General features: G+C 58.9%; 13 protein-coding genes. 1 reads left to right on the top strand and 12 read right to left on the bottom strand.

Going from position 1 to position 13,441, the window contains the following annotated elements; translation table 11 throughout:
• Positions 1-47: 47 nt before the first annotated feature.
• From glnB to KW821_RS09100, 6 genes are all read right to left on the bottom strand, one after another.
• The gene (glnB, locus tag KW821_RS09125) at positions 48-386 is read right to left on the bottom strand and encodes a nitrogen regulatory protein P-II (RefSeq protein ID WP_005308848.1); all 339 of its coding nucleotides are present in this window, start codon (positions 384-386) and stop codon (positions 48-50) included.
• A 9-nt stretch (positions 387-395) separates the two neighbouring features.
• Entirely contained in the window at positions 396-2,018 is a 1,623-nt protein-coding gene (locus KW821_RS09120) for an NAD+ synthase (protein ID WP_218291197.1), read from the bottom strand.
• An 87-nt stretch (positions 2,019-2,105) separates the two neighbouring features.
• Positions 2,106-4,208 (bottom strand): prepilin-type N-terminal cleavage/methylation domain-containing protein, encoded by a 2,103-nt coding sequence (locus KW821_RS09115; protein WP_218291196.1) that lies wholly within the window; start codon positions 4,206-4,208, stop codon positions 2,106-2,108.
• An 11-nt stretch (positions 4,209-4,219) separates the two neighbouring features.
• A complete protein-coding gene (locus tag KW821_RS09110; RefSeq protein WP_218291195.1) occupies positions 4,220-5,347 on the bottom strand; it encodes a PilX N-terminal domain-containing pilus assembly protein in 1,128 nt (375 codons plus the stop codon).
• Position 5,348: 1 nt separating this feature from the next.
• Positions 5,349-5,993: a PilW family protein gene (locus KW821_RS09105; protein ID WP_218291194.1), complete on the bottom strand. Its 645-nt coding sequence runs from the start codon at positions 5,991-5,993 to the stop codon at positions 5,349-5,351.
• Positions 5,987-6,520: a GspH/FimT family pseudopilin gene (locus tag KW821_RS09100; protein ID WP_218291193.1), complete on the bottom strand. Its 534-nt coding sequence runs from the start codon at positions 6,518-6,520 to the stop codon at positions 5,987-5,989. The genes KW821_RS09105 and KW821_RS09100 overlap by 7 nt, the downstream gene beginning before the upstream one ends.
• A gap of 94 nt (positions 6,521-6,614) precedes the next feature.
• Here KW821_RS09100 and KW821_RS09095 point away from each other — a divergent pair, with 94 nt between their 5' ends.
• A complete protein-coding gene (locus tag KW821_RS09095) occupies positions 6,615-7,001 on the top strand; it encodes a type IV pilin protein (RefSeq protein ID WP_218291192.1) in 387 nt (128 codons plus the stop codon).
• 239 nt (positions 7,002-7,240) lie between these two features.
• Here the strand turns inward: KW821_RS09095 and KW821_RS21910 are convergent, their stop codons facing one another.
• The 6 genes from KW821_RS21910 to ribF all read right to left on the bottom strand — a co-directional run bounded on the left by KW821_RS21910 (position 7,241) and on the right by ribF (position 13,403).
• The gene (locus tag KW821_RS21910) at positions 7,241-7,528 is read right to left on the bottom strand and encodes a Tfp pilus assembly protein FimT/FimU (protein WP_371317600.1); all 288 of its coding nucleotides are present in this window, start codon (positions 7,526-7,528) and stop codon (positions 7,241-7,243) included.
• Between the two features lie 155 nt (positions 7,529-7,683).
• Positions 7,684-8,619, bottom strand: coding sequence for a 4-hydroxy-3-methylbut-2-enyl diphosphate reductase (gene ispH, locus KW821_RS09085; protein WP_218291191.1), 936 nt, complete (start codon positions 8,617-8,619; stop codon positions 7,684-7,686).
• Positions 8,619-9,071: an FKBP-type peptidyl-prolyl cis-trans isomerase gene (gene fkpB, locus KW821_RS09080; RefSeq protein ID WP_218291190.1), complete on the bottom strand. Its 453-nt coding sequence runs from the start codon at positions 9,069-9,071 to the stop codon at positions 8,619-8,621. The genes ispH and fkpB overlap by 1 nt, the downstream gene beginning before the upstream one ends.
• The gene (gene lspA / locus KW821_RS09075) at positions 9,068-9,568 is read right to left on the bottom strand and encodes a signal peptidase II (RefSeq protein ID WP_218291189.1); all 501 of its coding nucleotides are present in this window, start codon (positions 9,566-9,568) and stop codon (positions 9,068-9,070) included. Before lspA ends, fkpB begins: the two co-directional genes overlap by 4 nt.
• Positions 9,568-12,429, bottom strand: a complete 2,862-nt coding sequence (gene ileS / locus KW821_RS09070) for an isoleucine--tRNA ligase (protein ID WP_218291188.1) — start codon at positions 12,427-12,429, stop codon at positions 9,568-9,570. The genes lspA and ileS overlap by 1 nt, the downstream gene beginning before the upstream one ends.
• Positions 12,429-13,403, bottom strand: coding sequence for a bifunctional riboflavin kinase/FAD synthetase (gene ribF / locus KW821_RS09065; RefSeq protein ID WP_042652130.1), 975 nt, complete (start codon positions 13,401-13,403; stop codon positions 12,429-12,431). The genes ileS and ribF overlap by 1 nt, the downstream gene beginning before the upstream one ends.
• Positions 13,404-13,441 lie beyond the last annotated feature (38 nt).

The following is a 13,441-nucleotide window of genomic DNA, read 5'->3' as shown; positions in this document are numbered from 1 at the left end:
GGATGGCATCTTGGTTCTCTTCATCGTTTCGAGGCTCATTCATCACATCAAATTGCGTCTTCGTTCTCTTCGCCGGTACGGATACGAATGACCCGCTCCACTTCGCAGACAAAAATTTTGCCATCACCGATCTTGCCGGTGCGGGCGGTGTTCTGGATGGCTTCCAGGCAGGCATCGAGATCCTCGTCTTGCACCACCAGCTCGACCTTCACCTTCGGCAGGAAATCCACCATGTATTCGGCGCCGCGATAGAGCTCGGTGTGCCCCTTCTGGCGGCCGAAGCCCTTGACCTCTGAGACTGTCATGCCGTTGATGCCGATCTCGGCCAGGGCCTCGCGCACATCGTCCAGCTTGAACGGTTTGATGATGGCTTCAATCTTCTTCATGGTGACTCCTTACCAGTTCTGTTTGCCAAACCCGGAGGTGATGGGGTAACGGCGATCCTTACCAAAGTTGCGGGCCGTGATACGGGGCCCGACGGCGGCTTGGCGGCGCTTGTATTCGTTGAGATCCACCAGACGGATCACCTTGCGTACCACGGCTTCTTCAAAGCCCTCCGCCACCAGGTCGGCGACCGAGGCATCCTCTTCCACATAACGTTTGAGGATGGCATCCAGGATGTCATAGGGGGGCAAGCTGTCCTGATCCACCTGATCCGGAGCAAGCTCCGCCGAAGGGGGTCGATCGATGACCCGCTGCGGGATCACATAATCGACGCTGTTGCGATATTCACACAGCTTGAAGACCAGGGTCTTGGGCACGTCCTTGAGCACATCGAAGCCGCCCGCCATGTCACCGTAGAGGGTGGCATAACCGACCGCCATCTCACTCTTGTTGCCGGTGGTCAGCACGATGCGGCGGCGTTTGTTGGAGAGTGCCATCAGCAAGACGCCACGGCAGCGGGCCTGCAGGTTCTCTTCGGTGGTGTCCCGCGCGGTGCCGACAAACAGCGGCGCCAGCTGGGTCATGAAACCTTCGAACATGGGCTCGATGGAGATGATGTCGAACTCGACCCCCATCCGTTCGGCCTGCTCCTTGGCATCCTCCACACTCATCTGGGCGGTGTAGCGGAACGGCATCATCACCGCCTGCACCTTGTCCGCCCCGATGGCATCGGCGGCTATGGCCAGTGTCAGGGCGGAATCGATACCGCCGGAAAGCCCCAGCACGGCGCCCAGGAAGCCGTTCTTGGTGACATAGTCGCGCACCGCCAGCACCAGCGCCTGATAGACCTCGGCCAATGGATCTAGAGAGGCGGCAGGCTCATGTACCTTCACCGGTTGACCGTTTTCGAAACGCACCAGCGCCAGCGCCTCGGCAAAAGGCGCCAGCTTGTGGGTCAGCTCGCCCTGGCTGCTGAACACCTTGGAGCAGCCGTCGAAGATCAGCTCGTCCTGGCCGCAGACCTGATTGAGGTAAACGAATGGCAGACCCGTCTGATCGCAGCGCTCCGTCATCAACTCATTGCGGATCCAGGGCTTCTCCCTGTCATAGGGGGAGGCGTTGATACTCAGCAGCAACTCGGCGCCGGCCGCCTTGGCCGCCAGGGCCGGGCCCGGCTGCCACAGATCTTCACAGATGAGCAGCCCCAATTTGTGCTCTCTGAAAGCCACGACGCAGGTTTCAGTGCCTGCGGTGAAGTAGCGCTTCTCGTCAAACACCCCGTAGTTGGGCAGATCCTGCTTGAAGTAACGCGCCACCAGCTGGCCCCGCTCATAGAGGGAGGCCGCGTTATAGAGCGCCTCGCCTTCGCGCCAGGGATGCCCCACCAGGATGGCGCAATTGCCCTGCCAGGCAGCCACTCGGGCCAGCGCAGCCTCGACCCGGATCATCAGGTCGGTCCGCAGCAGCAGATCTTCCGGCGGGTAACCGGTCAATGCCAGCTCGGAGCATACCAGCAGATCGGCGCCTTGCTGATCCGCCTCTGCGGCCGCAGCCAGCACCTTGTCACAGTTATCTTCGATGGCGCCTACCGTCAGATTTAACTGGGCAAGCATCAGAGAGAGGGCTTTTGCCATGGCGATGCATCTTAAAACTCGAAAATGATGGGGAATGATAAAGAAAAGGCGCTGGCTGTGCCAGCGCCTTGGTTCCCACAACCGGCCCTAGGGGGAGCAGGTCAGGTTGGCGGCATTGGTAACGCCGTTGTCCACCAGCAAGGTACAGGGGCCGCTGATGACTTGCCCGCTGGCTGGCGGAGTCATAGGGATGCTTAAAGAACTAGGCTTAAGCAGGAAGGTGGTGTTGTTTCCCGAATAGGAGAAATTCACCACCAGGGTACTATTCTGTGCCGCCGTACAGGTATATATGGCCGTCTGATTATCACTACTCGGCGTATCCACATGACAATTGGCACCGGATGTCGAGGTACTGATGCTCAAACCACCGAACACATTCTTCTTGCAGGCCTTGGGCGTTGGATCGTTGTTTTTTGTTTTCTCGAGACACTCCACCTTGCCCGTTACCGTCAACAAGGGTTGTGTCACCACGCCAGTGTCTATTTCCACTGCCAGTTCGGTGCTGAGTGCCAGGCTCTGATCGCGCGGTGAGATAAGCGTCGCCGTAATCCCCGAGTTCCCCTGATAGACGGTGGCCTTTACCTTCACGCTCTGCATAGCCTGGCTGGCATCCTTGGTAGATTTCTTGGCGGCCAGGTAGCCACGACTGTAACTGCCGAAGTAGTAGTTGTTGAGATCAACGATGGTGTCAATCGGCTCATTACTGACGACGGCATAGTCGGTCACCACCCCCGTCAATTGACCACTGAGCTGTGTCATGGACCACTCCGCCAACATGGTCAGATTGATATCCTGAAATGGCACTCTGGCCAGATAACCGGTGACGCTGGTATCTATCCCGGTCAGATAGGTCGGATTCAGGATATCGACATAGATGCCGCGGGCGATCAGCTGGCGCGTGCCGGTATTGACAGTGATGCCCGTGGTAGCATCTCCGCCGGGCGCGACATTGGCGGGGGTTTGAAGCCATGTGGAGAAATCACTGATCGTTGGCGCCGTCGCCGTCGGGTTTGATGTCCAGTTCAGAGTCTGTTTCTGCCAGTCGATATAGGCTTTGACCACATACTGGATGTAACTCTGATAACTGACCTGATTGGCTTGTTTGGCCAAAAAATCCGAGGTAGTGACGATGACCTTGATCAGGTTCCAATCCGGGAGGGGGCGATAGTACCCATCCAACCGCACGAAACGGCAGGCATCGATATAACTTCCGCTACCGACCTGAGTGAGAGAGCTGTTGTAGCGCTGTCGGCTGGTATTGAGCGGCGCATAGTAGCTGGTAAAGCTGCTCCCAGAACCGTCGAAATGATCCTTGCAACAGCTGGTACAGAGCGCGGGCTGGTTATTGCCGCTGACGGTCCCGGTCTGCTTGCTCTGCTGCGCGCCTATCTTCCAGTAGAGCTGGTTGGTGGTGGTGCTGTAGGCCTGGCCGGGCAGGTAAGAATTAAGGGTGGAGCCATAACTGCAGCCACAGCTGACTGAGGTCATATCTTGCTGGATTTGCTGGGTATTGCCTTGGTTCGCAGGCTGGTAGGTCATTGTTTCAAACTGTACCTCCTTGCCGACAGTGTTATTTTTGGCCACCACGGTCGGAGAAGGCTTGCTGGTTTCCTGTCTGCTACCGTTGCCGAGATCGATGGAGATGACGTCCGGCGCCACCCCTGGGGTGTAATTGATCTTCGGCCCTGTCCGAGCTGTATCCAGCCCCCCATTCAACTGTTCCGCAGTCAATGATTCCGCGGGAGAGGCATAACCCGTAAGCGTGACCGAGGCGGTCACCCCTCCGCTGTTGGTCCAGTTGACTCTCGTATAGATCTGTTTTCGTCCAGGGTAGTTCAGCAGGTACCCCGCAGGTGCCGTGTTCTGCCATGCCGAAGTGGCCCCGTTCCAATATTGGTTGGTTACCGTCCAAACCAGCGTATAGCTATCACCAGACTGGCTCTTGGTCACATTACCGCTCGCAATGGCGTCATAGGCCGTGAGCGGGGCCGTCGCCGTCACCAGACTATTGAAGTTACGGAACTCATCGATCTTGGATTCGGCCAGACGCATGGCGATTTCATAGCGCCGCCCATCCTGAGAAGCGGTCAGGGCCGACTTTGAGAGAACCACCAGGCCGACCACGGCAACCCCCAACACCACCAGGGTCACCAGTATCTCGAGCAGGCCAAATCCTTTTTGCCATTTCATCTGCTTATCCTCTACCAGTCGCGCCAGCTACCCGGCACCTGTTTAAGAGTCTGGAAGACGGCACCTGTCCTGATATTGCTCAGCGCAGCCTCATCATATTTTGCATCATAGGTACCATTGGAATTGCCAAGCTTGAAGTTGGCCGCCAAGGCACCATTGACGATGGCCCCGCCAGTGAGTTTGATATCTGCGGTCGCCGTGGCCGGGTCTTCAGAGTAAGCAAACACCAGTCCATAGAGCTGGCGGTTACCATTGATGGTCAGGTTGCCATTTCGAATGATCAACACAACAGGGGCGGCCTGAGTGCCAATATTGGCCCCCGGACTACAATCGCCGTCGACGATGACAAGCCCCGTTGTCGTCGGCCCCAGACCATTGCAATTCGTGACCATCTGATTGGCTCTGGATTCGATGTTTGCCCAACCTGCGTCATCATCATTCTCATTGAACAAATACCAGACCAGATCACTGGGGAAGGCGGGATCGCTATCCTTGATATCCGATTGCTTGCTGCCCGCCTGGCTGATATTGGCACTGCAACTACCCGCGTAGTCTCCCTGATTGCAGGTCTGGCCAGATCCATTGTTGAGGTCCACATAATCATTGGTCCAGATGGACAGCGGCACTCCCAGCCCGCCCCCATTGGGATTGGCCACCACAGTGAAATTGCCCCCCACCGCCATGCCGCCGGCGACGGTCAGCGGGGCAGCCGGGGTTCCTGCCAAGACATTGCTCTGCACATATTGCGCCTCGACCGCAGCCTGAGCCTGATTGTTATTCAAATTGGCCACGGAACGAATGCGGATCGGGGTCACTTGGGTGGTACTCCCCACCACCACGGGGAAGGAGGTCATGCAATCCACAGTCAGGCCATAGGTGCCGCCAGCCCCAGATGGAGAGAATGAATTTCCAGACCAGGAGGGGGTTGCAGGACAAAGAGAGCCTTCAGCGGCTAATCGGCCAAAACCGTAGGAGAGCCCCTGCTCCGCCAACGCCATGACCTGACGATAGAGCGCTTCGTTTAATGTCACACGACGATCGGCCACCAGCAACTTGCCCACCAGCAGGGAGACCGCGAGCAGGATCAGTACCAGGATCAGCGTGACAGTAAAGGTTGTAAAACCGGATTGGGTTCTCATATCAGTATCCGTCATTACGCAGCTTGATGTCGCGCTGCAAGTTCAGGGTCAGCGCAGTATTGTCTTTGTAACGACCGGAGATATTGAGCTGAATGGCCCTGGCGCCACTCACCTGACTGCTCGAGAGCAGGCTATAAGTGAGCTGGGTAACTTCGATGGTGTTATCGGTCGAGATGAGACTACCGCTATTACAGGCAGGACTGGCCCCCGTCGCCAGCTTGACTCCCTTGTCGGCACTGCTGTAACTATAAACTCGCGTCTCATGACTGCTGGACACGCTGTTGTTTAGCACACCATTTTCATTGTCATCATAATTCACTCTAATACAGCGATATAGCTTGGAGCCTGTTGCCGTCTCATCCAGCAGATCGGCACTGGCATTGAAATAGAAAGGGGAAGGGGTCGCGCCAGACACCAGTCGGGTTGCGGTGGCCGCACTGGCATCATAGCCTGCCCGCTCGATGTCACGGGCCATCATATCGGTAATTGCCTGTATCTCCTGATTGAGGCGGCTCACCTTCATAGCGGTACTATTGGCCCTGAGAACGGTAGCGAAGAGCGTCGTCACCGCCGCTACCAGCAGCAGACCAGCCACCATGGCCACCATCAGCTCCACCAGACTGAAACCTGTATGGCGTCTCAGCATCCCGGCACCCCACTGACATTGCGGACTGCACAGGTGCGTACCCGCCCAACATTGTTGGTTACGACCCGCATGGAGTAGTCACCTGATGAGATAGCAATATTGCCCTCCGTCAGCGTGCCTCGACGGGGAGAAATATTGAGTGGCCTGATGTTAGTTGCTGATTCACTGTAACTCGCCTCTAAAATGAGGCCGGGAAACTCGCTGGCATCCCCCCCTTTCCGCCCCTCTATGCTGGAGCAAGTATCAGTACAGCTGCTACAGCTGCCATCGATATGAACTCGGTAGCACCAGTTACTCGTGCCGCTATTAAAAAGGAGGAGATTCAACGTCTGATTGCGTTTGACAGCCTCGGATTTGAGCAGCATGACATCGGTATAGAGAGCCTGCGTCGCCGCCCGCACCATCTGCTCCTGCCGCAATGACTGATAGCTGGGCAACGCCACAGCCACCAAGATAGCCACCAACGTCAGGGCGATCAGCAACTCAATCAGGGTAAAACCGGCGGTTCTGTCCGCTGTGCGTACCATTTAGCTCAAGACTCCTTTCTTTTTGCCCGTGCCAGTAGAGCGCACCGTCAGTACTATTCTATAGTATCAACCCGTTTCCCGAGGCGTGCCGCCAATGAGAGTCAAACAATCAGGTATCACACTGCTAGAGCTGATGGTCGTGGTCGCCATAGTCGCCATCCTGGCGGCCATTGCCTATCCGAGCTTTACCGATGGACTGCGTAAATCCCGCCGCGCCGAGGCGTTCAAGGGCCTGCTCAGCATGCAGCTCAAACAGGAAGAGTTTCGGATATCCAACACCAGTTACAGCGGCACTAAATCCCAAATTGGTAATCCTAGCAGCGATTATTACGACTTCGAGGTTGTCTTATCAGCGGCAACCGCCACCACTTACTATGTCCTGAAAGCCAATGCCAAAGGCGCTCAGATCGATGGCACCCCCTGCGATAATCTGACCCTAGACAAGGCCGACAACAAGACACCTACCAACTGCTGGAAGTGAATTACCAGCAGTCCGCCGCAGTGAGCGAGGCACAACCTGTCCATCAGACCCAATCCCGATTTTCAACTCCTTGATGTGGGTGCTACCTGCTATATACCCATTTGTCACCCATCCTGCCACCTCCCAAGGTAGCAACCTAAAACGCGATACCCATTTCGACGTTGCCACTACAGCTGAATCCCCACCGGCCACCATGCAGGAAAGGTGGTTACATTGACACGTAGCCCTACCCACGCTACTCAGCAACACAGTCTTCCAGTCGCCGCTAACTCTGAAGCTATGTTGAGGTCAAAATACCCTCCACTCTTCCCCTGCCCTAGGCGATCGACTCGGTGACCAAGAAGGCACGATGGTTGCCAGGGAGTGCCTGAATAGTACTCACCAAGGGTATGCAGAAAGGAAGGGACTCCCAGCGTCAGCAGGATAGATAAGAGTGCAATGGTGACCATCAGCTCGATGAGCGTGAAGCCGAGAGGCGCAAACGTCCTGTTGTGCACCGTGCCAAACCCTCCTTCAGTCCCATCCATGGTTGGGGGCGGTGTTGGTGAGATAGAGACAGTCTAATCAGAGTTGTCGGTGTTGGTAATTGCAACTCCGGGTTCAAACGAGAAGTTATGCTGCTTTTATATACGAGGAATGGGATGTTGATCACAAAAATGCCGGCACAGGGCCGGCATCTCAATCAGAGGATACGCAACTCGGGTGGCACTTCGAATACCACGTTCTCCTCGCGACCCGGGTGTTCGGCCACTATCTTGCCGCCCAGTTCACGCAGGCGGGCGATGACATTCTGCACCAGCACCTCGGGTGCCGAGGCGCCCGCCGTCACGCCGATCCGCTCGACCCCTTCCAGCCAACCGGTTTCGATCATGGAGGCATCGTCGATCAGGTAGGCGCACGCCCCCACCTTCTCGGCCAGCTCCCGCAGGCGGTTGGAATTGGAGGAGTTGCGTGAACCGACCACCAGCATGGCATCCACCAGCCCCGCCATCTCCCGCACCGCGTCCTGGCGGTTCTGGGTGGCGTAGCAGATGTCGTCCTTGCGCGGCCCCTGGATCTTGGGGAAGTGCTTGCGCAGGGCGTCGATGACGTCCGAGGTTTCGTCCACGCTGAGGGTAGTCTGGGTGACGAAGCAGAGATCATCCGGATTCTTCACCTTGAGTTTGGCCACGTCTTCCGGTGTCTCCACCAGATACATGCCCCCCTCGCTGTTCTCATACTGGCCCATGGTGCCGATCACCTCAGGATGGCCGGCGTGGCCGATGAGCACCGCCTCCGACCCCTTGCGGCTGGCGCGATGGACTTCCATATGCACCTTGGTCACCAGCGGACAGGTCGCATCGAACACCTTGAGGGCACGGGACTTGGCCATCTCGCGCACCACCTTGGCGACGCCGTGGGCGGAGAAGATGACGATGCTGTCGTCCGGCACCTCGTCGAGCTCTTCGACGAACACCGCGCCCGCCTCCTTGAGCTTGTTCACCACATAGCGGTTATGTACCACCTCATGGCGCACATAGATGGGGGCACCAAACTTCTCCAGCGCACTCTCGACGATGCTGATGGCACGGTCGACACCGGCACAAAAACCACGTGGGTTGGCGAGCAGAATATCCATCAGTGCACCTTCTCCTCGTCATCGACGGCCAGGATCTCCACCTCGAAGGTGACGGTATGGCCGGCCAGGGGATGGTTGAAATCGACCGTCACCGACATGCCTTCCACCGCCCGGATGATGCCGGGCAGCTCGCTGCCATTGGGCTGGTCGAAGACGATGATGGTACCGATCTTGGGCTCCACATCGGCACCGAACTTGGCACGATCCAGATGGTAGATGTTGTCCGGATTGGAGAGGCCAAAGGCCTGCTCAGGCGCCAGGGTGAAGCTCTTGGCCTCCCCCTGTTGCAGCCCCAGCAGGCACTGCTCGAAGCTATCCGTCAGGCTGCCGTCACCCATCCGCAGACGGGCCGGCTTGCCGTGCAACGCCGTGCTGTCGGCCACAGAGCCATCTTCCAGCTTGATGGAAAAGTGGAACAGCACGCTGCTGTCAGCAGTAATCAGCTGGCTCATGCCGCCTCCTTCTGCTTCTCGGAGCGGAAGCCTTCCAGCACTATCATGGCGGCGCCGATGAAGATGAAGCTGTCGGCCAGGTTGAACGCCGGCCAATGGGCGCGCTGCCAGTAGAAGTCGAGGAAATCGACCACGTGGCCCAGTACCAGCCGATCGAACACGTTGCCGAGCGCGCCGCCGATGATCAGGGAGTAGGCGATGCCGCTCCAGCGCTGGGTCACCGACTGCTTGCGCAGCCAATGGATCAGCAGACCGCAGATGGCGAACGCCAGCACCGCGAAGAACCAGCGCTGCCAGCCCCCCTGATCGGCCAGGAAGCTGAACGCCGCCCCCTTGTTGTAGACGTGCACCAAGTTAAAGAAGGGGGTGATCTCCACCCCCGGGTAGCCAAACGGCAGCAGCTTGACCACGGCGAGCTTGCTCGCCTGGTCCAGTACGAATGCCAGCACCGCCAGCCACAGCCAACGCAGGCCGCTCTTGTTATGTGTCATGTTCATCAGGCAAATTGACGCGTTTCGCCGTCACCCTCAACGTTGGTGACGCAGCGGCCACAGATCTCTTCGTGACCGGCGATGGTACCCACGTCTTCCACATGGTGCCAGCAACGATCGCACTTGGCGGCGGCAGACTGAGCCACGCTCAGCCACAGATCGTCGCGCTCGGTGGCGACGGAGCCTTCGGGCGCAGCATCAGCGACCACCACCTTGGCCTTGGAGGTGAGCAGCACGAAGCGCAGCTCATCGGCCAGGGCATTCAGGCGCTCAGCCAGTGCCGGTTTGGCGAACAGGGTCAGTTCGGCCTGCAGGGAGCCGCCGATGCGCTTCTCGCCACGGGCCGCTTCCAGCGCCTTGTTGACCTCACCCCGCACGGTCAGGATCTCGGCCCAGAAGGCATCGCCCATCTGCTCGCCGGCATCCAGCCCGAACAGGCCGTCATACCACTCCTCGGTGAACACGAACTCACCGCGCTCGCCCGGTAGCAGGGCCCAGATCTCGTCGGCGGTGAAGCTCATGATCGGCGCCATCCAGCGCACCATGGCCTCGACGATGTGATAGAGGGCGGTCTGGCAGGAACGACGGGCCAGGCTGTCGGCCTTGGCGGTGTACTGGCGGTCCTTGATCACGTCCAGGTAGAAGGAGCCCATCTCGATGGAGCAGAACTGCATCAGCTTCTGGGTCACACCGTGGAAGTTGTACTCGTCGAACGCGGTCACGATTTCGGCCTGTACCGCCTTGGCACGACCCACGGCCCAACGATCCACCACCACCATGTCAGCGGGTGCCACCATGTCGGTCGCCGGATTGAAGCCGTTCAGGTTCGCCAGCAGGAAGCGGGCGGTGTTGCGGATGCGACGATAGGCATCGGCGGAGCGCTTGAGGATCTCGTCGGAGACGGTCATCTCGCCGGTGTAGTCGGTGCTGGCAACCCACAGACGCAGGATATCGGCGCCGAGCTTGTTCATCACATCCTGCGGGCTGACCACGTTGCCGATGGACTTGGACATCTTGCGGCCCTGACCATCCACGGTGAAACCGTGGGTCAGCACCTGGTTGTAGGGGGCCTTGTTCTTCATGGCCACGCCGATCATCAGGGAGGACATGAACCAGCCACGGTGCTGGTCGGAGCCTTCCAGATACATGTCGGCCGACTTGCCGTTGAACTCGGGGCGGGCATCCACTACTGAGGAGTGGGTCGAACCTGAGTCGAACCAGACGTCCAGGGTATCGGGCACCTTGTCGTACAGGTCGGCGTCGGCACCGAGCAGGTCAGACTTGTCCAGATCCCACCAGGCCTGGATACCAGCCTGCTCGACCCGCTTGGCGACTTCGTGCATCAGGCGCACGGATTCCGGGTGCAGCTGCTGAGTCTCCTTGTGAACGAACAGGGAGATGGGCACACCCCAGGTGCGCTGACGGGAGATGCACCAGTCGGGGCGGTTCTCGACCATGGCCTGGATGCGGTTCTTGCCCCAAGCCGGCACCCAGCCGCTCTGGCCGTGTTGGGCGATGCCGTCGGTCTCGATGCGCTCGATCTCGGCAAGAGCCTGCTTGCGCAGCCCCTTCTGCTCCATGCTGATGAACCACTGCGGGGTGGCACGGAAGATGATGGGGGTCTTGTGACGCCAGCAATGCGGATAGGAGTGGTTGAACACCTTGTGGTGCAGCAGGGCACCACGCTCGGTCAACACCTCGACGACGGAGGCATTGGCCTTGAACACGTGCTGGCCGGCGAACAGTTCGGTATCCGGCAGGTAAACGCCGTTGCTGCCCACCGGGTTGGCCACTTCCAGGCCGTATTTCTGGCCGACCACGAAGTCTTCCTGGCCGTGGCCAGGGGCGGTGTGTACCGCGCCGGTACCGGCATCCAGGGTGACGTGCTCACCCAGGACGATGGGCACATCGAAGCTGTAGAAGGGGTGGTTGAAGCGCAGCAGATCGAGTGCCGCACCCTTGGCATAGCCCAGGTTGTGGAACTGATCGAAGCCGGCGCGGTCCATCACGTCCTTGACCAGATCGGCGGCCAGGATCAGGCGCTCGGGATGATCCCCGTCGACCTGCACCAGGGCGTAGTCCAGATCCGCGTTCAGGGCGACGGCACGGTTGGCCGGCAGGGTCCAGGGCGTGGTGGTCCAGATCACCACGGAGAGCGGGCCGCGGCCGGTGTGGCCCTCGGCGCAATCAAACTTGGCGGCAACCGCAGCCTCGTCGACGGCCTTGAAGCGCACATCGATGGAGGGGGAGTTCTTGTCGTAGTACTCCACCTCGGCCTCGGCCAGAGCGGAGCCACAGTCGGTACACCAGTGCACCGGCTTGGAGCCCTTGTGCAGGTGGCCGTTCTCGACGATCTTGGCCATGGAGCGAATGATGTTCGCCTCTGTGCCAAAGTCCATGGTCAGGTAAGGCTTGTCCCAGTCACCCAGCACCCCCAGACGGATGAAGTCGGTCTTCTGCGCTTCGATCTGGGTCTTGGCATATTTGCGGCACTCGGCGCGGAATTCGGCGGCAGACACCTTCACACCAGGCTTGCCGACGAGCCCCTCGACCTTAAGCTCGATGGGCAGACCATGGCAATCCCAGCCCGGCACATAGGGGGAATCGAAGCCGGAGAGGCCCTTGGACTTGATGATGATGTCTTTGAGGATCTTGTTGACCGAGTGACCGATGTGAATGCTGCCATTCGCATAGGGAGGACCGTCGTGCAGAATGAAAGAAGGCTGGCCCGCTTTGGCGCGGCGAATGGCGCCGTAAAGGTCCTGATCGTACCAACGCTTCAGCATGTTGGGTTCGCGTTTGGCCAGATCGCCACGCATCGGAAACTCGGTTTCCGGCAGATTCAGGGTGTGTTTATAGTCGCTCATCAGTCCTGGGTTCCCTTCTTTTCTAAAAGAGTGCTGGGTAAATTGAATGGTGGCAGCCCGAACCAGGCTCGGGCCGCCAGGGCATCTCGTTCGATCTGCTCTTTCAAGGCGGTGAAAGAGGCAAATTTCTGCTCTTCGCGCAGCTTGTGGCGAAGCAGCACCTTGACCTGCTGACCATATAGATCACCAGAAAAATCAAATAGATGTACTTCCAATCTGGCTTGCGTACCGCTCAAGGTCGGCCGTACGCCCACATTGGCGACACCGGGGAAGGTCTTGCCGGAACATAACACTTCCACCGCGAACACGCCACCGACCGGGATCACCTGCCGTTTGAGCGCGAGATTGGCGGTAGGAAAACCTATGGTGCGCCCCAGCTTGTCGCCGTGGGCCACCCGACCACTGATGGCGTAGGGGCGGCCAAGCATCAGCTCCACCTCCGCCATCCGGCCCGCTTTCAACGCCTCGCGCACTAGCGTGCTGCTGATCCGCTGGCGTTCGATCTGGAAACTCTGGGTGCTGATCACCTCGAAACCGAAACGCCGCCCCGCCGCCTCCAGCAGCTGGAAGTCCCCCTCCCGCCCCTTGCCGAAGCGAAAATCGTCCCCCACCACCAGGTAGTGCACACCGAGCTTCTCCACCAGCAGTTGCTCGATGAAGGTGCTGGCCGCCTGTTCGGCGAAGCGGTGGGTGAAGCGGACGCAGAGCATGCGATCGATCCGCATGCCCTTGAGGGCCTCATACTTCTCTCGCCAGCGGCTGAGGCGGGCCGGCGCGGCATCGCCGGCAAACAGCTCAAGCGGCTGTGGCTCGAACAACATGACGCAGGCGGGCAGACCGAGTTGGGCGGCTTTTTCCTGCAGCCGAGCCAGCACCGCATGGTGCCCCTGATGAACCCCATCGAAGTTGCCTATGGTCAATACACAGCCCCGATGACGGGGCTGGATATTGTGAATGCCGCGAATAAGCTCCATCAGTGCCTTGTGCGTTGCTGCCATGGAAATCGGCGGAT

Source organism: Aeromonas sp. sif2416 (assembly GCF_019218665.1).
In the GTDB taxonomy this organism is placed as follows: Bacteria; Pseudomonadota; Gammaproteobacteria; order Enterobacterales; family Aeromonadaceae; genus Aeromonas; species Aeromonas encheleia.
This window is presented reverse-complemented; position numbering and strand designations above follow the sequence as displayed.